General features: G+C 68.6%; 20 protein-coding genes. 14 read left to right on the top strand and 6 right to left on the bottom strand.

Features of this window, described 5'->3' with window-relative positions:
• Positions 1-26: 26 nt before the first annotated feature.
• Both V4U86_RS04540 and V4U86_RS04535 read left to right on the top strand, forming a co-directional pair.
• The gene (locus V4U86_RS04540) at positions 27-908 is read left to right on the top strand and encodes an LLM class flavin-dependent oxidoreductase (RefSeq protein ID WP_395310096.1); all 882 of its coding nucleotides are present in this window, start codon (positions 27-29) and stop codon (positions 906-908) included.
• 25 nt (positions 909-933) lie between these two features.
• On the top strand, positions 934-1,305 hold the full coding sequence (locus tag V4U86_RS04535; protein WP_395310095.1) for a nuclear transport factor 2 family protein: 372 nt from the start codon (positions 934-936) through the stop codon (positions 1,303-1,305).
• Positions 1,306-1,308: 3 nt separating this feature from the next.
• Here the strand turns inward: V4U86_RS04535 and V4U86_RS04530 are convergent, their stop codons facing one another.
• A complete protein-coding gene (locus V4U86_RS04530; protein WP_395310094.1) occupies positions 1,309-2,448 on the bottom strand; it encodes an ROK family transcriptional regulator in 1,140 nt (379 codons plus the stop codon).
• Positions 2,449-2,548: 100 nt separating this feature from the next.
• On the opposite strand from V4U86_RS04530, the gene V4U86_RS04525 reads away from it, so the two are divergent.
• Positions 2,549-3,769 carry an MFS transporter gene (locus V4U86_RS04525; protein ID WP_395310093.1) on the top strand — a complete coding sequence of 407 codons (1,221 nt, stop codon included), beginning with the start codon at positions 2,549-2,551 and terminating at the stop codon, positions 3,767-3,769.
• Here the strand turns inward: V4U86_RS04525 and V4U86_RS04520 are convergent.
• Positions 3,756-4,148 (bottom strand): DUF5709 domain-containing protein, encoded by a 393-nt coding sequence (locus V4U86_RS04520; RefSeq protein ID WP_395310092.1) that lies wholly within the window; start codon positions 4,146-4,148, stop codon positions 3,756-3,758. The genes V4U86_RS04525 and V4U86_RS04520 overlap by 14 nt on opposite strands.
• Before the next feature lie 305 nt (positions 4,149-4,453).
• On the opposite strand from V4U86_RS04520, the gene V4U86_RS04515 reads away from it, so the two are divergent.
• From V4U86_RS04515 to V4U86_RS04480, 8 genes are read left to right on the top strand one after another with little or no spacing between them, the layout of a single operon-like run.
• Positions 4,454-5,569 carry a polyprenyl synthetase family protein gene (locus V4U86_RS04515; protein WP_395310091.1) on the top strand — a complete coding sequence of 372 codons (1,116 nt, stop codon included), beginning with the start codon at positions 4,454-4,456 and terminating at the stop codon, positions 5,567-5,569.
• On the top strand, positions 5,569-7,068 hold the full coding sequence (gene crtI / locus V4U86_RS04510) for a phytoene desaturase family protein (protein WP_395310090.1): 1,500 nt from the start codon (positions 5,569-5,571) through the stop codon (positions 7,066-7,068). The genes V4U86_RS04515 and crtI overlap by 1 nt, the downstream gene beginning before the upstream one ends.
• A complete protein-coding gene (locus V4U86_RS04505; protein ID WP_395310089.1) occupies positions 7,065-8,009 on the top strand; it encodes a phytoene/squalene synthase family protein in 945 nt (314 codons plus the stop codon). The genes crtI and V4U86_RS04505 overlap by 4 nt, the downstream gene beginning before the upstream one ends.
• Position 8,010: 1 nt before the next feature.
• Positions 8,011-8,352: a lycopene cyclase domain-containing protein gene (locus V4U86_RS04500; RefSeq protein ID WP_395311914.1), complete on the top strand. Its 342-nt coding sequence runs from the start codon at positions 8,011-8,013 to the stop codon at positions 8,350-8,352.
• Positions 8,349-8,669 (top strand): lycopene cyclase domain-containing protein, encoded by a 321-nt coding sequence (locus tag V4U86_RS04495; protein ID WP_395310088.1) that lies wholly within the window; start codon positions 8,349-8,351, stop codon positions 8,667-8,669. Before V4U86_RS04500 ends, V4U86_RS04495 begins: the two co-directional genes overlap by 4 nt.
• Positions 8,666-9,376, top strand: coding sequence for a class I SAM-dependent methyltransferase (locus tag V4U86_RS04490; RefSeq protein WP_395310087.1), 711 nt, complete (start codon positions 8,666-8,668; stop codon positions 9,374-9,376). The genes V4U86_RS04495 and V4U86_RS04490 overlap by 4 nt, the downstream gene beginning before the upstream one ends.
• Positions 9,373-10,914 (top strand): FAD-dependent oxidoreductase, encoded by a 1,542-nt coding sequence (locus V4U86_RS04485; protein ID WP_395310086.1) that lies wholly within the window; start codon positions 9,373-9,375, stop codon positions 10,912-10,914. The genes V4U86_RS04490 and V4U86_RS04485 overlap by 4 nt, the downstream gene beginning before the upstream one ends.
• Positions 10,911-11,954, top strand: a complete 1,044-nt coding sequence (locus tag V4U86_RS04480) for a DUF5914 domain-containing protein (protein ID WP_395310085.1) — start codon at positions 10,911-10,913, stop codon at positions 11,952-11,954. Before V4U86_RS04485 ends, V4U86_RS04480 begins: the two co-directional genes overlap by 4 nt.
• Here V4U86_RS04480 and V4U86_RS04475 read toward each other — a convergent pair.
• Positions 11,923-12,426: a hypothetical protein gene (locus V4U86_RS04475; RefSeq protein WP_395310084.1), complete on the bottom strand. Its 504-nt coding sequence runs from the start codon at positions 12,424-12,426 to the stop codon at positions 11,923-11,925. The genes V4U86_RS04480 and V4U86_RS04475 overlap by 32 nt on opposite strands.
• Positions 12,427-12,485: 59 nt before the next feature.
• Positions 12,486-13,577, bottom strand: a complete 1,092-nt coding sequence (locus V4U86_RS04470) for a GGDEF domain-containing protein (protein WP_395310083.1) — start codon at positions 13,575-13,577, stop codon at positions 12,486-12,488.
• A 104-nt stretch (positions 13,578-13,681) separates the two neighbouring features.
• Here V4U86_RS04470 and V4U86_RS04465 point away from each other — a divergent pair, with 104 nt between their 5' ends.
• Together V4U86_RS04465 and rnhA are read left to right on the top strand one after the other, a co-directional pair.
• Positions 13,682-14,293, top strand: coding sequence for a VOC family protein (locus V4U86_RS04465; protein ID WP_395310082.1), 612 nt, complete (start codon positions 13,682-13,684; stop codon positions 14,291-14,293).
• Between the two features lie 54 nt (positions 14,294-14,347).
• Complete coding sequence (gene rnhA / locus V4U86_RS04460) at positions 14,348-14,806, top strand: ribonuclease HI (protein WP_395310081.1); 459 nt, start codon at positions 14,348-14,350, stop codon at positions 14,804-14,806.
• A gap of 200 nt (positions 14,807-15,006) precedes the next feature.
• Here rnhA and V4U86_RS04455 read toward each other — a convergent pair whose 3' ends face one another.
• Positions 15,007-15,405, bottom strand: a complete 399-nt coding sequence (locus V4U86_RS04455) for a hypothetical protein (protein ID WP_395310080.1) — start codon at positions 15,403-15,405, stop codon at positions 15,007-15,009.
• Positions 15,386-17,668: an ATP-dependent DNA ligase gene (locus V4U86_RS04450; protein ID WP_395310079.1), complete on the bottom strand. Its 2,283-nt coding sequence runs from the start codon at positions 17,666-17,668 to the stop codon at positions 15,386-15,388. The genes V4U86_RS04455 and V4U86_RS04450 overlap by 20 nt, the downstream gene beginning before the upstream one ends.
• 52 nt (positions 17,669-17,720) lie before the next feature.
• Between V4U86_RS04450 and V4U86_RS04445 the strand changes: the two genes are divergently transcribed.
• Positions 17,721-18,641, top strand: coding sequence for a Ku protein (locus V4U86_RS04445; protein WP_395310078.1), 921 nt, complete (start codon positions 17,721-17,723; stop codon positions 18,639-18,641).
• The last annotated feature ends 126 nt before the right edge of the window (positions 18,642-18,767 follow it).

Raw genomic sequence — 18,767 nt, 5'->3', positions numbered from 1 at the left:
CTAGAACGTGTTCTAGTATCGGGTCCATGCGGTTCACCTATGCGGAAGCCATGACCGATCCGAAGTACTACATCCCGTTGGCGAAAGCCGCTGACGAGGCCGGATATCACGCGATGACGATCCCCGACAGCATCGCCTACCCCGAGGTGTCGGATTCGAAGTATCCCTACACCGAGGACGGGAACCGGGAGTTTCTCGACGGCAAGTCGTTCATCGAGTCGTTCGCCTTGATCGGCGCGCTGTCCGCGGTCACCACCAGGCTGCACTTCAACATCTTCGTGCTGAAGCTGCCGATCCGCCCGCCGGCACTGGTGGCCAAGCAGGCCGGCTCGCTGGCGGCCATGTTCGACAACCGCCTGGGCCTCGGGGTGGGCACCAGCCCGTGGCCGGAGGACTACGAGGTGATGGGCGTCCCGTTCGCCCGGCGCGGCAAGCGGATGGACGAGTGCATCGACGTCATCCGCGGACTGACCTCCGGGGACTACTTCGAGTACCACGGCGAGTTCTACGACATCCCCAGCACGAAGATGACACCCGCGCCGACGAAGCCGGTGCCGATCCTGGTTGGCGGGCACGCCGACGCCGCGCTGCGCCGGGCCGCCCGCAACGACGGCTGGATGCACGGCGGCGGCGACCCGGCCGAACTCGATCCGCTGCTGGCGAAGTTGGCGAAGTTCCGCGAGGAAGAGGACCGGATCGGGCAGGCCGGCGAGTTCCAGATCCACGTCATCTCGGTCGACGGGTTCAGTCTCGACGGCATCAAACGCCTGGAGGACAAGGGCGTCACCGACGTCATCGTCGGCTTCCGGATCCCCTACATCAAGGGTGAGGACACCGAGCCGCTGGATGCCAAGATCCGCAACCTGGAGTGGTTCGCCGAGAACGTCATCGCCAAGGCGAACGGATAGCCCGCTTCTGGGTACCCCGGTACCCATGACGGACGAAGTGACCGACACACTGCTGGCATTGGAACGCGGGGGCTGGGATTCGCTGTGTGACTCCACCGGCTCGCAGTTCTACGGGCGCATCATGCTGCCCACCGCGGTCATGGTTCTGGCCAACGGGATGGTGATGGACCGCGACACCGTCGTGGACGCGCTGTCCCAGTCGCCGCCATGGCACAGCTACCAGATCAGCGACGTCCGGTGTATCCGGATGGACGCGGACAACGCGGCGCTGGTGTACACCGGCACCGGGTTCCGGGACGGACCCGAACCCGCGTTCACCGGCGCCATGTCGAGCGTCTATCACCGCGACGACGGCCAGTGGCGGCTGGCGCTCTACCAGCAGACCGAACTCGGCTGACCGTCAGTTCAGCAGGGTGTCCACGGCCGCGGGGCTGAGCACCTGATCCAGCACCATCAGCGCCGTCCCGACCGTGGCCGAGCGGTCACCATGTGCCGCCGGGCGCACCCGGAGTTCGCCGGTGGCCTGCGCGGTCGCGTTGCCGTACAACGTCTCTCGCAGACCCGCCACGAAGATGTCGTGCACACCGGCCATGTCGCCGGCGATCACGATCAGCGCGGGGTTGAGCAGGTTCACCGCCGGCGCGATGCCCTCCCCCACATGACGACCGCTGTCGCGCACCATCCGGCGTGCCTCGGGGTCACCGTCGTGGGCCAGTTCGGCGACGTCGCGCAGATGCCGCACGGAGCGGCCCTGCTGTTGCAGTGCGCGCACCACGGCCCAGCCACCGGCCACCGCCTCCAGACAACCGGTATCCCCGCACCGGCACGGGATTCCTTGCGCCGCAAGGACCTTGTTGTGCCCGAACTCCCCCGCGGCCTGGTTGGCACCGCGCAGCAGTACACCGCCGGCGATGACGCCTGCCCCCAACCCACTGGAGGCCTTGAGCACCAGCACATCCGCGGTATCGCCGCGCTCGGCGAGCGCGATCGCATTGGCGTCGTTGCCGAGCACCACCGTCGACCCCGCCCGCGGCAGCCCGTCGAAGTACGGCCGCAGGTCCACACCGTCCCAGCCGCGCAGGATCGCCGAACCGAAACTGCAACCCCGGTCGGCATCCACCGCGCCCGGCAGACTCAGTCCCACTCCGTAGACGGTGACGTCGGGGAACTGTTCCAACAGCACGTCGAGACCCTTGATCACGTCGGGCATCAGATCGTCGGGGCCCAGCGCGACCTCTTGGTCGATGTCGGTCAGCGCCAGGACGGTGCCGGCCAGGTTGCACACCGCGAGCCGGGTGCGGCTGATCCCGACCGCCGCCGACAGCACCACCCCGGCGTCCGCGTTGAAGCTCAGTTGGGTCGCCGGCCGGCCGCCGGTCGAGGGTGCCGGTTCGCACTCGACGACCAGGCCGGAGTCCAGCAGCGCCGCCAGCCGGGCGCCCACCGCGGTGCGGGACAACCCGGTGTGGGACGCGATCTCGGCGCGGGTGATCTCCCCGCGCTCCCTGATCAGGGCGAATACCTCGCCGACGCCGGTCATACCTCCGATTGGACCATGCCAGGCGTAAGTTTCGCCACTTTCGCCAGAAAAAGGCAAAACCAATTTGATGGCGCGACGTAAGTCGCTCTACGCTTGACCGGTGACCTCGCGCCTCGACCGCCCCACCCGCCCGCAATCCGTCGTGGCACCCGACCCGACGGTGCGCTGGCTTGCGGTGTTCGCGCTGGCCATCGGCGGATTCGGGATCGGCACCACCGAGTTCGTCGCGATGGGGCTGCTGCCCGATATCGCCGCCGGCCTGCGCGTCACCGAGCCGGTCGCCGGCCACGTCATCTCGGCCTACGCGATGGGTGTCGTCATCGGTGCCCCGCTGATCGCCGCGCTGACGGCCCGGATGCCGCGCCGGACGCTGCTGCTGGCCCTGATGGTGGTGTTCACGGTGGCCAACCTGGCCAGCGTGTTCGCCCCGACCTACGGCACCCTGATGGCCGCACGCTTCCTCGCCGGCCTCCCGCACGGCGCGTACTTCGGGATCGCCGCCCTGGCGGCCGCGCATCTGATGGGCCCGAAGAACCGAGCCAAGGCCGTCTCGCACGTGCTGACCGGGCTGACGGTCGCCACCGTGCTCGGTGTGCCGGTGGCCTCCTGGCTCGGACAGCACTTCGGCTGGCGCAGCGCCTTCGGCCTCGTCGTGGCGATCGGCCTGGTGACCCTGGCTGCCCTGTGGTTCTGGTTGCCCGGCATGGACTCCATGCACGTGACGAGTCCGCTGACCGAACTCGGCGCGCTCAAGCGCCCGCAGGTCCTGCTGGCGCTGCTGGTCGGGATGATCGGCTTCGGCGGCATGTTCGCCGTGTACACCTACATCGCCACCACACTGACCGATGTCGCGGGCGTGTCACGCGGCATGATTCCGTTGGCGCTCATGATCTTCGGCGTCGGAATGGTGGTCGGGAATCTGGTCGGCGGGAAGATGGCCGACATCTCGGTCATCGGCTGGCTGTACGCCTCGATGATCGCGCTCGCCGTTGTTCTCGCGGCGTTCGTCGCCGCCGCCCACAATCCGTGGACCGCGCTGGTGGGCCTGTTCTGCATCGGCGCGGTGGGCTCCTCCATCGCCCCCGCACTGCAGTCGCGGCTGATGGACGTCGCCCACGATGCGCAGTCGCTGGCCGCCGCCCTGATGCACTCCGCGTTCAATTTCGCCAACGCCACCGGCGCCTGGGTCGGCGGGCTGGTGATCGCCGCCGGGTACGGCTACACCGCCCCGGCGGCGGCCGGGGCGATGCTGGCCGTGGGCGGGCTGCTGGTGCTCACGGTGTCGGTGCTGCTCGGGCGCCGGGCAGCTACTCCTCGATGACGTGCACGGCTGCCTCTTCGGCGGAGGCCGCCCCGCCGTCGATCCCGACGTCGCGGCCCAGCAGCGCGGGTTCGACATCCTCACCGAATCCGGCGTCGGGTGCGACCAGCCGGCCCGACCGGGTGGCACCGACCTCGTCCTCACCGAACTGCTCGTCGGGTTCGTCGCCGTCGTCGAGCCCCTGATCCGGCTGTTCGTCGGCCAACCGCTCGTCCAGGGTCTCGTGCTCACGCGGGTCCTGCCAGCGCTCGGGCGGCGAGTACCCCTCGTCCAGCAGATCGTCGACCCCGCGGTCCAGCAGGGTGTCTTCTTGTGACAGCTGGTCCTCTTCCTCGGGGCTGTACGCCCCTCCGGTCTCTTCCGGGAGTTCTGCAGTCATGGCTTCACGCTACTCACCACAGCGCTTGAGGACATTGGCAATTGAGTCCACCGGGTCACCACCGACGCCGTCGAGGTCCCGCCGGCGATCAGCACGACCACCACGACCAGCAGCAGGGCCGCGCCAACGGCGAGGAGGGGCCACCGAATACCGTTGCGGGCAAGGACTTCTGGGGGATCGTCACGGGACGCCCAGGTGCGTAGCGCGGATGGTGGGCGGGTACGGCAAACAACCACCCGACCACCGGCCGGACGCACACCGGCGATGATGCTTAGAACCCGCGAAAGCGGGTAACTACTGGCCCGATGGCATCCCGATCCGAGGTCGCGACCGAGCCCCCCGTCGTCGCCGGCCCCACGGCAGCAAGGTGGCTGGCCCCGCTGCGCCGGTCGGTGCTGGACGCGGTCACCGAATTCCTCGACGCGCACTGCCGTGAGGCGCTCTACGGAGCCCATGTCGACATCGCCGAACTGGTGCTGCGCGGCATGCTCGCGGAGGGCAAGTGTGTGCGGTCGACCTATCTGTACCTCGGCTGGCAGTGCGGTGCCCGTCCGGAAACCGCCGCACTGCGGGCCGCGGCCAGCCTCGAGTTGCTGCACGCCTTCGCGCTGCTGCAGGACGATGTGATGGACGAATCCTCGATGCGGCGGGGCCGGCCGAGTGCACACCGGGCCTTCGAACAGTGGCACCGGGAACGGGGTCTGCCCGGATCCTCGGCGCGGTTCGGGGAGTCCGCGGCCGTGCTGCTCGGCGACCTGTGCCTGGTGTGGGCCGAGCAGATGCTGCGCGAAAGCGGACTGGAGGAGGCCGCCCTGACTCGGGCCTGGCCGCGCTACGACGCGATGCGTACCGAACTGGCGATCGGACAGTTCGCCGACCTGGTCAACGACAGCGCGGGCTTCCCCGACTTCGACGATGTGCTGGACGTGGCGCGCCGCAAGTCCGGGAACTACACGGTGCGCCGGCCCCTCGAGATCGGCGCCGCGCTGGCCGGGTGCGACGAAGAGGTGATGGCGGTGCTGGGCCGCTACGGCGAGGCCATCGGCGAGGCCTTCCAGCTCCGCGACGACCTGCTCGGAGTGTTCGGCGCGCCCCAGACGACAGGCAAGCCGACCGGCACCGATCTGGTCGCGCGCAAGGCCACCACCGTGGTGGTGGCCGGGTACCAGCTGGCCGGCGGCGTGCAGCAGCGCCAGTTCAAAGAATTCATGACGGCGCAGCAGCTCAGCTCCGACGACGTCGCCAGGTGGCAATCCCTGATCTCGGAGGTGGGAACCGTGCAACGGATAGAGGACATGATCCACCGCCGATTCGCCACCGCCGTGCAGGCGTTGGACAGTCTGGACGCGGCCCGGCTCGACGCCGATGCCCGTTCGGCCCTGGTCGCCATGGCCTCGGCCTGCACCGAACGGGTCGCCTGATGCGCACCGTCGGTGGCCGCACCGACCATGTCGTGGTGGTGGGTGCGGGGCTGTCCGGGCTGTCCGCAGCATTGCATCTGGCCGGCCGCGGCCGCCGGGTCACCGTCCTCGAGCGCGGATCTCATCCCGGTGGGCGGGTCGGTCGCGCCGATCTGTCGGGCTACCGCATCGACACCGGCCCCACCGTGCTGACGATGCCCGACATCATCGACGAAACCTTCGCCGCCGTCGGTGAATCCACCGCCGACCGGCTGGACCTGCACCCGGTCGACCCCGCCTACCGGGCGTCGTTCGCCGACGGCAGCAGCCTGCACGTACACAGCGACGCGGCCGCGATGGCGGCCGAGATCGAACGATTCGCCGGCCGTGCCGAGGCCGACGGTTACCTGCGGCTGCGGAACTGGCTGGCCCGTCTCTACCAGCTGGAGTTCGACGGTTTCATCGCCGCGAACTTCGATTCGCCGCTGTCGCTGCTGACCCCGCAGCTGGCCAAGCTGGCCGCGATCGGCGGGTTCCGCCGCTGGGAACCGATGGTGCGGCGCTTCATCACCGACGAACGGTTGCTGCGGGTCTTCACGTTCCAGGCCCTCTACGTCGGGGTGCCGCCGAATCGGGCGCTGGCCGCCTATGCCGTGATCGCCTACATGGACACGGTGTCCGGCGTGTACTTCCCGCGCGGCGGGATGCGCGCACTGCCCGATGCACTGGCCGCCGCCGCAGCCGATGCCGGCGTCGAATTCCGTTACGACGCAACGGTCACCGAGCTCGAGCGCTCCGGTAGTCGGGTGACCGCGGTGCGCACCGGCACCGGTGAGCGTTTCCCGGCCGACGCGGTGGTGCTCACCACCGAGCTGCCGGACACCTACCGGCTACTGGGCCGCACCCCGCGCCGGCCCACCCGGTTGCGGCCGGCGCCGTCCGCCGTCGTCGCCCATATCGGTTGCCGCGCCGCCGATCCCGCAACGGATGCGACCCACCACACCATCCTTTTCGGCAACGAGTGGGACCGCACATTCGACCAGATCATCGACGAGGGTCGACCCATGGTGGACCCGTCGCTACTGGTCACCCGGCCGACCGTCGGCGATCCGACCCTCGCCCCGGACGGCCGCGACCTGCTGTACGTCCTGGCCCCGGCTCCCAATACGGCGGTGGGTGACAAGGATTGGGACACCGACCGGGATGCGTACACCGCACAGATGTTGGACACCGTGACCGTCCGGTTGCCGCATCTCGGCGCGGACCCCGAGGTACTGCACGTGGTGACGCCACGGGACTGGGCACGCCAGGGCATGATCGCGGGCACCCCGTTCGCCCTCTCGCACACCTTCGGCCAGACCGGACCGTTCCGGCCCGGTAATACGGTGCGCGGTATCGACAACGCGGTGCTGGCAGGGTCGTCCACCGTGCCCGGGGTCGGGATCCCGACCGCCATCGTGTCCGGTCGACTGGCCGCCGACCGGATCGCCAGCAACTCGATGATGGGGGCCCGCACATGATCCACTCCGAACTGGATGCGGCCGGCGTACAGGGTGAACAGCTGCGCGAGGCCTACCAACGCTGCCGCGCGCTCAACGCCGCGCACGGCAAGACCTTCTTCCTGGCCACCCGGTTGCTCTCGCCCCGGCAACGTCCCGCGGTGCACGCGCTGTACGGTTTCGCCCGGCGGGCCGATGACATGCTGGACAGCTTCGACGACCACACCACCGAGCAGCGGGCCGCCGAACTGCAGGGGCTGGCCGATGCGTTGTACGCCCGGCTCGTGCAGGACCGGTTGGCCGGTGACGATCCGGTGCTCGACGCCGTGGTCGACACCGCCCGCCACTATCAGTTGGACTGGCAGTTGTTCGACGACTTCCTGGCCTCCATGCGGATGGACCTGACGATCACCGACTATCCGGACCGGGCCGCGCTGGACCGCTACATGCACGGCTCGGCGGAGGTGATCGGCCTGCAGCTGCTGCCGGTGCTGGGCACCGTGGTTCCCCGCGAGGAGGCCGCGCCGCACGCCGCGGCGTTGGGGAAAGCGTTCCAGCTCACCAACTTCCTGCGCGATATCGACGAGGACCTCACTCGCGGCCGGGTATACCTGCCCGCCGACGAGCTGGCCGCCCACGGCGTGGACCGCGAGGTGCTGTCGTGGTGCCAGCGTCACCGGCGCACCGACCCGCGGCTGCGGGCGGCGCTGGTCGAGCAGCACGCACTGACCCGGCGCATCTACGCACACGCCGAACTCGGAATCCCGATGCTGCACCCGCATTCGCGGCCATGCATCCACGCCGCACTCACCCTGTACTCGGAGATCCTCGACTGCATCGAGGAGATGAACTACGAGGTGTTCAGCCGGCGCGCCACGGTGTCGAACGTCCGCCGGTTGCAGGTCGCCGGCCGTGGACTGGTCAATGCCTGGCGCGTACGCGCCCGCCGCGGGGAGGTTTGAGATCGACGCCTATCACTACCTGATCCTGATGGGCGCCTGCCTGGCACTCACCGCACCGCTGGAGGTGTTCGGGGACGGCGTCTACCGTCAGTTGCGCCGCACGGCCGCGGCGATCCTGCCGGTGGCGGCGGTGTTCGTGCTGTGGGACATGCTGGCGATCCTCGGCGATGTGTGGTCCTACAACCCGCAGTACGTCACGGGCTTTCACATCGGCGTGTTCCCGGTGGAGGAACTGCTGTTCTTCATCGTCATCCCGTTGTGCGGGCTGCTCACCTACTCGGCGGTGAGCAACATCCTGGCCTGGGTGGCCGGGCGCCGCTCCGGCCAGGAGGTGAAGCGGTGACCGGTCTCGGGTACACCCTGCCCGCGGTGGTCGCGGTGTTGGTGGTCATCGTCTGGGAATTGCGGGTGCTGCGCACGGGATTGTTCCGTCGGCCGGCGTACTGGCTGTCGATGGTGATCGTGCTCGGCTTCCAGATACTCGTCGACGGCTGGCTGACGAAGCTGAGCGCACCGATCGTGTTGTACAACGAACAACACTCCACCGGCATCCGGTTCCCGTGGGACATTCCCATCGAGGATTTCCTGTTCGGGTGGGCGATGATCACCGCGGTGCTGCTGCTGTGGGTCCGGTCGGGCAGCAGGCGGGACACCGCATGAGCACGACGCCGTACAACGTTCCCGAGGCCTTCGACGCGGGTGCCCATTCCTACGACGAACTGGTCGGCGCGAACCCCGGCTACCATGACCACCTCCGGTTGTCGGCTCGGCGGATGGAACTGCCCGACGGCGGCCGCGGTCTGCGACTGCTGGACATCGGCTGCGGCACAGGCGCTTCCACCGCCGCCCTGCTGACCGCTGCGCCGCATGCCGAGATCGTCGCCGTCGACGGGTCGGCAGGCATGCTGGCCCGGGCCCGGACCAAGGACTGGCCCGCAGGGGTGTCCTTCGTGCAGAGCCGGGCCGAGGATCTCCGCGAGTCCGGGGTGCACGGCCCGTTCGACGGCATCCTGGCCGCCTATCTGGTGCGCAACCTGCCCGAGCCGGACCCGGTGCTGCGCGAGCTGTGTGGCCTGCTCGCACCGGGCGGGGTCTTCGCCGCACACGAGTACTCGGTGCGCGACTCCCGGCGGGCCACCGCGATCTGGAATGCGGTCTGTTGGGCCGTCATCATCCCGGCCGGCCGGATCCGCACCGGCGACGCCGCGCTCTACCGCTACCTGCGTCGCAGCGTGAACGGGTTCGACGGCGCACGCCAGTTCCGGGACCGGCTGCAGCGCACCGGATTCAGCGATGTGAGCAGCGTCAGCATGCCTGGGTGGCAGAGCGGCATCGTGCACACCTTCCTCGGCAGGGCCGCCGCATGACAGATCCCCGTCGCGTGTTGCATCCCGCCACACCGGGGCTGCCGCACGCCGCATACCTTTCGGCCCGGCCGACGGTGGCTGTCGTCGGTGCCGGCATCGCCGGCCTGACCGCCGCGACCACGCTGGCCGAACGGGGCGTGCAGGTGCATCTTTACGAACGTGAACCGTATCTGGGTGGGCGCGTCGCCGGATGGACCGAGACGCTGCCCGACGGCACCCCCACCGCCATGAACCGCGGGTTCCACGCCTTCTTCCGCCAGTACTACAACCTGCGGAACATATTGCGCCGTATCGACTCCGATCTGGGCATGTTCACCCCGCTGAACGACTACCCACTGATCGACGCGGATGGGCACCGTGACACCTTCCGCGGGTTGCCCCGGACGCCGCCGTTCAACGCGATGGCGTTCGCGTTGCGCAGCCCGACCTTCCGGATGCGCGACATGATGCAGCTGGACGCGAAGGCCGCCGCGCCACTGGCGAAGGTGTCGGTGCCCCAGACCTACTGGCAGCTCGACGATCAGGACGCCGAGTCATTCCTGCAGGCCATCAATTTCCCGGTGGCCGCCCGGCACCTGGCGTTCGAAGTCTTCTCCCGCAGCTTCTTCACCCGCCCGGAAGCGTTGTCTGCCGCCGAGCTGGCCACCATGTTCCACATCTACTTCCTGGGTTCCAACGAGGGCCTCGTGTTCGATGTGGCGGCCTCGAATTTCGATGTGGCTCTGTGGCGTCCGCTGGAGCAGTACCTGCGCCGGTACGACGTACGGGTGCGGACCGGCACACCGGTGCGCAGGGTGACCCCGGACGGCGCCGGCTTCGTGGTCGCCGACGGGTCCGGCGGAACCCTGCGCGCGGACGGCGTGGTGATCGCGTCCGAGGTGGGCGCCCTGCAGCGCATCGTCGCGGACTCACCCGGACTCGGGGACACCGAATGGCGGTACCGGGTCGGCGAACTCGGTTCGGCGGCACCGTTCGTGGTGCGCCGGTTGTGGCTGGACCGCCCGGTGCTGGCCGACCGGCCGGCCTTCCTGGGCACCGGCGGGCTGCCGCCGCTGGACAACATCAGCGTGCTGAACCGCTACGAGTCCGAGGCGACAAATTGGGCGCAGCACACCGGCGGCGCGGTGGTGGAGTTACATGCGTACTCGGTCACCGAGGACAGCGCCCAGCTGCGGGCACAGCTCGATGCCCGGCTGCACGAGCTCTACCCCGAGACCGCCGGGGCCGGGGTGGTCCACGAAGTCACGCTGTGCCGCAGCGATTGTCCGCGGCTCGGCCCCGGTGATTTCGCCCGTCGACCGACCGTGCGGACGGTACAGCCGGGCTTGGTACTGGCCGGCGACGGCATCCGCATCGATCTTCCGGTGGCGCTGATGGAGCGCGCCGCCACCACCGGGTTGGCCGCGGCCAATGCGCTGCTCGACCGGTTCGGGGTACGCGGCCACGATATGTACACGGTGCCGGTGCGGGGCCGCTCGGCGGTATTGCGCCGGTTGGCCGGCCGGGCCGACCGTAGCGCCGGGCGGGTGCCGGCATGAAGGCCTGGCCGTTCCAGCTACTCCCCCGCATCCAGTGGAGCAGGCAGACTCCGACGCACCGCCAGGCCGCACCCTCGTTGATCGCCGCCGCGCTGGCCCGGTCCCAGCGCCGGCCGAGCGGGAATTGGTTTGTGCTGGGCGCGAGTTCGGATGTCGGCGGCAAGCCCTTCGGGGCGCGGGTGGCAGGGGCCGAGGTGGTGTGCTGGCGGGACGGCGACGGATCCCTGCACGCCGGTCCGGCACGGTGTCCGCACCTGGGCGCCGACCTGTGCACCGGGGTCGTGGACCGCGGGCAGCTGGTCTGCCCCTGGCACGGGTTGCGGTTCACCGGCCGGTCCCGCCCCGACTGGCCGGCATTGCCGACGTTCGACGACGGGGTGCTGGTGTGGGTTCGGCTGGATCGCATCGGGGGCGAGCCGCCCACCGCTACCCCGGTGCTGTCGGCCCGGCCCGGTAAGCCGTGGATCGCGGCGGTCGCCAGTCTCTCCGGCGTGTGCGAGCCGGCCGACATCGTGGCCAATCGGATGGATCCGTGGCACGGCGGGTGGTTTCACCCTTATTCGTTCACCCGGCTGGAGGTGTTGAGCGCGCCCGCCGAGGACCCCGACCTCCCCGAACAGGAGGACCGCTTCCTGGTGGCGGTGACGTTCCGGATGGGGCGTTTCGGCGTGCCGGTGATTGCCGAATTCACCAGCCCGGAGCCGCGAACCCTGACCATGCGGATCATCGACGGCGAGGGCAGCGGCAGCGTGGTGGAGACCCACGCCACCCCCAACGGCACCGGGCCCGACGGGCGGCCGCGCAGCACGGTGATCGAGGCGGTCATCGCCCACTCCGACCGGCCGGGTTTCGCCCGCGCCATGCCGGCGCAGTCGCTGATCAAACCGTTCATGCGGCACGCGGCGCACCGATTGTGGCGCGACGACCTGAGGTATGCGGAGCGGTTGCAGGAGGTGAGCCGTCAGGATGCCGACGGCATGACCGATCTGCTGCGGCCACCCGACGATGTCAGCGGAGCTGATCCTCGCAGTTCGAGGTGAGCCCGGAGTAGTGCACGGCGGGCATGCCGTCGACGAGCACGAAGTCCGTGCCCGGGTACCACTGTGTTCCGGGCTGGATCCACGGCGGCACGTTGTCCGGGTAGGCGATCGTCATGTCGGCGTAGAACCGGGCGTCGGTCGGGCACTTCGGGCTGCTGGACGGCTGCGGGTTCCAGGCGTGCACGACAACGGGATTGATCAGCAACGGGCCCTCGGCGCAGTTGGGTTGGCACTCGACGGAGATGTCGGTGCCCACGCCGTGCGCGCCGTGGGCGTCCCACGCCGACCAGTTCATGTGGTGCAGCACGCCGGTGCCATCGCAGTTGTAGTCGAAATACGCCGGGCGTTGCGGCAGCGGGTTCTCGGTGTCGTAACACATGCCGATGGCGAACCGTTCCGGCTCGGCGTTCGCTGCCGGTGCATGGGACAGTGCGGCGAGGACAACCATGGGCGCTGCGAGCGTGCGGATCACCCCGGGAGAGTAGCAATCACGCTGGCGACCGGCCGGTCTCATGATAACCGGTGCGCACGTCAATACCCGGAGGAGTGGCTGTGCCGGTTGCCGCCCGCACGCTTGGCCGCATACATCGCCTCGTCGGCGTCGGCCACCAGACCCTCGACATAGGAGCGAAGGTGCACCGACGGGCGGCGCAGGTTGCGCACCGGCGCCGACGCGGTGCCCACGCTGGCGGTGATCGACATCGGCAGTGCCGCGATTCCCTCACACACCCGCCGGGCCAGCGCCGCGGGATCGCCGGTCTCGAAGACGGCCGCGACCACGAACTCCTCGCCACCGATCCGCGCGATCACCGCCGGGGTGTCGGCCACCGCACGCCTGAGCGCCCGACCGACGGCGACCAGCGCGTCATCACCGGCCTGGTGACCATAGGTGTCGTTGAGTCGCTTGAACTTGTCGAGGTCGATCATCGCGACGACGAGGTGATCACCGGGCGCGACATTGCGGTCGTGCACCATCCGGGGCACGCGACGCTGGAACAACCGCCGGTTCAACAGCCCGGTCAGCGGGTCACGGCCGGCCCGTTCGAGGTCCACGCCCAGCGCGCGGACGAGCAGATGGATGGCGACGGGCATGACGATGTTGATCTGAGCGACCAGGAACAGGTCGACCGCCGCGAGCGCAAGGTGTCCGGCCTGGGCGACGCGGATCGCCGCGAGAACCGCCACCGAGGCTGCCACCATGAAGTTGAGAACGACCAGCGCGGTGGAGTGGAAGAACGCGATGTAGGCGGCCGTGGTCGCGAACGCGATGCAGCCGGTCAGCGCGCCCTGCGGATCCGGGTATGCCAGGCACGCCAACGCCACCGAACCCATTGCCAGCAGCGCGAAGACCACGGACTGACGCCGGGTGGGCCAGCGCAGCACCCACAGCGCGGCGCTCCCGATCCCGCCGCCGACGGCGATCCACATCATGATCAACGGCGCTCCGGCGGCCGGGCCGTCCACGCTGCGCAGCAGGACGACCAGACATATCGCGAACGAGCCGGCGACGCCGGCCATCAGCGCACGCACGGCGCCGGTTGCTCCGCGCTCGGACAGGTAGTCGGTGATCCACGCGTAATGATCGGTGCGAACCGACCACCCGGAAGCAGGAGTGGCCGCCACCGCATCGCCCCGTTCTGGACACCAGCAAATTCCCATCAGGCTACCTCCACCACAGATGCTCACGTCAGCGCACCAGGCCGCACCGGACGGGCATGATGTCAGCCATGGTTCTCGCCCTCGCCGAACTACAGATCGCCGATCCCGCGGATGCCTGGGCCGACGCCGGGTTCAGCGTCGCCGACGGTGCCGTCCGGGTCGGCGGCGTGACCCTCCGGCTGGTCGGGCGCGAGCGAGGCACCGGCATCGTCGGGTGGTCGCTGTCGGGGTTGCCGACCGACCATCCGATCGACGGCATTCCGACGACACCGGCTCAAGCGCCGGTCCCCGGTCCGGAACGGCACGCCAATGGGGTCACGTCGATCGACCACGTCGTGCTGTTCTCGCCGGACCTGGGACGCACCGTCGCGGCGCTGGCCGAGGTGGGCGCGCACCCGCGCCGGGAACGCGACGGCGAACTCGGCGGGCGGGTGATCCGGCAGATTTTCTTCCGGCTCGGCGAGGTGATCCTGGAGGTCGTCGGCGATCCGGACGCCACGCACGACGGCCCCTCGGCACTGTGGGGCGTCACATTCACCGTCACCGACATCGACGCGACGGCGGCGTTCTTCGGTGGCCGCACTTCGCCGGTCAAGGACGCCGTGCAGCCGGGCCGCCGGATCACCACGCTGGACAATCGGGCACTCGGGATGTCGGTGCGCACCGCAATGATCTCGTAACACCTCCCCGGGTTGCTTCGCTCCAGCCCGCCGTACGGCTTATCCTCTGAACCCATGAGCTCCACCGAGGACCCCGTCATCATCCACACCGACGGGGGTTGCCGCCCGAACCCCGGGCCCGGCGGCTGGGGCGCGGTGCTGCGCCACGGCGAACATGTCCGCGAGATGTGCGGCGGGGAACCCGGCGCGACGAGCAACAACCGGATGGAGCTGATGGCCCCGATCATGGCGCTGGAGGCACTCAAACGCCCGATGCTGGTGCACCTGCACACCGACAGCACCTACGTGCGCAACGGCATCACCAAGTGGGTGTTCGGGTGGGAGCGCAACGGTTGGCTGACCGCGGCCAAGCAACCGGTGAAGAACGTCGATCTCTGGCAGCGGTTGCAGGCGGCATGCGCTCAGCACCGGGTCGAATGGTTCTGGGTCAAGGGACATTCCGGCATCGCGGACAATGAGCTGGCCGATGTGCTGGCGACCCGTGGTCTGCAGGAGGCGCTTGCCCTCCCCTGATGCCGCACCGGCACCGGGCCGGCCGGCCAGTCGCGCCCTGGCTGCCACACCGAGTTGATGACTGTGCACCGGTTCCCGGAACCGCGCTTAGCGCAGCTGGACTCCGGAAAGAGGCACCACGCCGTAGGTGAGTCCAGCGTCGTTGAGACACAACACGACTCGCGCGCAGTGCCGCGTTGTGCGGACATCTACTGCCTGCGCTACCGGCCGGCCGCGCATCCCGAGAACGACGGCGCCACAACGTCTCCTATGCGGTTGTACCGCGTCACCCGGTCGGCCGGCAGACTCTGAATATCACGGCCGTTCAACTCGGCGAGGGCATGGTGTATTGCCAAACCAACCCGGGCGCAGAATGCTTCCGGCTCGTCCGCAGCATCCGGCAGTTCGGGGATGACCGTGTTGACGGCGCCGCTGGCGAGGAGATCCGCGGCTGTGATGCCCTGGGAATGAGCCACTTCCGCAGCGTCCCCGAACCTACGGTGAGCAATAAGCTCCGCGCCGCGCGGCGAGACGACCCGGTTCCCGGCCCGGCGACCGCGGTTACCTCTCGTAGGACTACGCAATGTTGCACTGCTGCACTCACTCCCACACCACCTCATCGGGTGTCTTGTCCGGGCGCAGCCCGCGCCAACTGGGCTGCCGCAACCGGCCGTCCGAGGTCCGCTCGCTGTAGCGCACCTCCCCCACCAACTCCGGGCGCACAAACGTCACACCCTTGGCGTCGGGGCCGGAAAGCCGTTTGGTGAACGGGGATTCGTCGGTCTCCAGCGGCTTCAACGTGGCGCGCAACTCCTGGAGCATCTTCTCGGTGAATCCGGTACCGACCCGACCGGCGAAGTCCAGGCCGTCCGGTCCCGGCACGCCCACCACCAGTGCGCCGATCCCGCTGGTGCGTCCGCCCTCGCCGGCCCGCCACCCGCCGATCACCACTTCCTGGGTGAGCCAGAGCTTGTCCTTGATCCAGGACTGCGAGCGCCGGCCGGGTTGATAGGTGGAGTCCCGTTTCTTGGCGACCACCCCCTCCCACCGGCGCTGCGCGGCGTACTCCAATGCCGAGGCGCCGTCGCCGGGCAATTGCGGTGGCACGGTCAGGTTCCCCGTGGTGGCCAGCATCTCCAGTATTCGCCGACGATCGGTGTACTTGGCGCGCAACAGCGATCGCCCGTCGAGATACAAAATGTCGAATGCCCAGAACTCGATGTTCCCGCCCGAGGCCCGGTTCTGCATCGCCCCGAAGCTGGGCACCCCCGCGTCATCGAGGGCGACCACCTCCCCGTCGAGGATGACGTGGTGCTCGGCCAGGTCGGCGGCCAGCGCCTTCAGTTGCGGATACTCCTGCGTCACGTCGCGTCCGCTGCGCGTATGCAGTTGCAATGCACCGTGATCCGCGTCGACCAGCAGCCGGTAGCCGTCCCACTTCCCCTCGAATGCCCACGTCACCGAGTTCAGCTTGGCCACCGAGCCGTGGGTGGCCAGCATCGGCGCGAGGTCCTTGCTGCTCGGCTGCGCCTGGTCCTTCATCCGGTGCGCCAGCCAGTTCTTCCCGCCGGTCTGGATCAGCGCGTAGCGTCCCTGCACCTTCGCGCCCTGCAGCGTGACGATCACCTCGCCACCCTTGTCCGGGCCGTCCGGCGGGTTGTCCCGGAACTTCTCGGCCTCATACGTTCCGGAATCCCAGATGTACACCTGGCCGCCGCCGTACTCACCCTTGGGGATCGCACCCTCGAACGTCGCGTACTCCAGCGGGTGGTCCTCGGTGTGCACGGCCAGATGGTTGACCGCCGTGGTCTCGGGCAGATTCTTCGGGATCGCCCAGGACACCAGCACCCCGTTGCGTTCCAACCGGAAGTCGTAGTGCAGCCGCCGCGCATGGTGTTCCTGGATGACGAACGTGTTGTCCTGGCCGACCGCGGGCGAGGCCTTCGGCACCGGTTCCGGGGTCTTGTTCGCGTCCCGCATGCTGCGGTAGGTCGTCAGCCGGTCGGATTCCGGGAGCGGATCGTCGAGACCCGCCAGCAGATCGCCGTCCCGCTCCACCCGTTCCAGCACCTCGTCGAAGCGCAGGTGCCGCAGATCGGGGTCGGCGATCTCCTCCCAGGTCCGGGGTACGGCCACGGTCGGCTCGTGGCGGCCTCGCATCGAGTACGGCGCGATGGTGGTCTTGGCGGCGCTGTTCTGACTCCAGTCCAGGAACACCTTGCCGGTCCGCAGGCTTTTGGTCATGGTGGCGGTGACCTGCTTGGGCATCGCCTTCTCCAGCGCCAGCGCGATCCGCTTGGCCAGCACCGAGGCGCCCTGCGAGCTGATCGGTTCGGCCAGCGGCACGTACAGGTGCAATCCCTTGCTGCCGCTGGTCAACGGGTACGCGATCAGGCCGATGTCCTCGACGTACCCCTTGACCTCATGGGCGACCTCGCAGAGCTGACGGAACGTGACGTCCTCGCCGGGGTCCAGATCGAACACGATGCGGGTGGCCGGGCCGGGCCCACCGAAGGTTCCACCCGACGAGTCGAACCGCCACTGCGGGACGTGCACTTCCAGCGAGGCCTGCTGGGCGATCCAGGCCAACCCTTCGGCGGTGTCGATGACGGGATAGGTGGTGGTGCCCGACCGGTGGGTCACCGACCCGCGGTCCAGCCACTCCGGCGCCGACGAGGCGAGCTGCTTTTCGAAGAACTCGGGTTGTTCGACGCCGTTGGGCCACCGTTTGCGGGTGACCGGACGTCCGGCGATGTGCGGCAGCATCGCATCCGCGACCGCCAGGTAGTAGTCGAACACCTCGGCCTTGGTGGTACCGACGGCCGGATAGAGCACCTTGTCCGGATTGGTCAGTTTGACCCGGCCGAAGCGCTCCACCCCCACAGGATATTTGCCGCCCGCCACCCCAGCCCAGTACCCGCTGTTACCGTTGCATATGCGGTCGATCTGGAAAGGCTCGGTCTCCTTCGGTCTGGTCAACGTGCCGGTCAAGGTTTACAGCGCGACCGAGGACCACGACATCAAGTTCCACCAGGTGCACGCGAAGGACAACGGGCGCATCCGCTACAAGCGGGTGTGCGAGGTGTGCGGCGAGGTGGTCGAGTACCGCGACATCGCGCGGGCCTATGACTCCGATGACGGGCAGACGGTCATCATCACCGACGAGGACATCGCCACCCTCCCCGAGGAACGCAGTCGAGAGATCGAGGTGGTCGAGTTCGTCCCGGCCGATCAGCTCGACCCGATGATGTACGACAAGAGCTACTTCCTGGAACCCGACTCGAAGTCCACCAAATCCTATGTGCTGCTGGCCAAGACCCTGGCCGAGACGGACCGGGTGGCGATCGTGCACTTCGCGTTGCGCAACAAGACCCGGCTGGCGGCGTTGCGGGTCAAGGACTTCAGCAAGCGCGACGTCATGGTGATCCACACCCTGCTGTGGCCCGATGAGATCCGCGACCCGGACTTCCCCTCGCTGGACAAGGAAGTCGACATCAAGGCGGCGGAGTTGAAGATGGCCGGCCAGGTCGTCGAATCTATGACCGACGACTTCAAACCCGACCAGTTCCGCGACGACTACCAGGAGCAGCTGCACGAACTGGTGCAGGCGAAACTCGAAGGCGGCGAAGCCTTTACCGTCGAAGAGCAGCCCACCGACCTGGACGAGACAGAGGACGTTTCCGATCTGCTTGCCAAGCTGGAGGCCAGTGTGAAGGCCCGCGAATCGAGCAAGTCGGACTCCGACAAGGCGCCCGCGAAAAAAGCCGCCGCCAAGAAGGCACCGGCGAAGAAGGCCGCAGCCAAGAAATCACCGGCCAAGAAGGCGCCCGCGAAAAAGGCCGCTGCGAAGAAGTAGCACGGCCCACCTGAGTTCAGGTTCGTTGCGCAGCCTCGATGAAACTGCAGTCAGGTACGAATTCGGGCAGTCAGAGCTACCTACCTTCAGCATCGCGGGGGCACCCCCGGCGAAACTGAGACACGC

Source organism: Mycobacterium sp. AMU20-3851, assembly GCF_043974665.1.
Classification (GTDB): Bacteria; Actinomycetota; Actinomycetes; order Mycobacteriales; family Mycobacteriaceae; genus Mycobacterium.
Note: the sequence above shows the minus strand (reverse complement) of the source record. Positions and strands in the feature narration are given on the sequence as shown.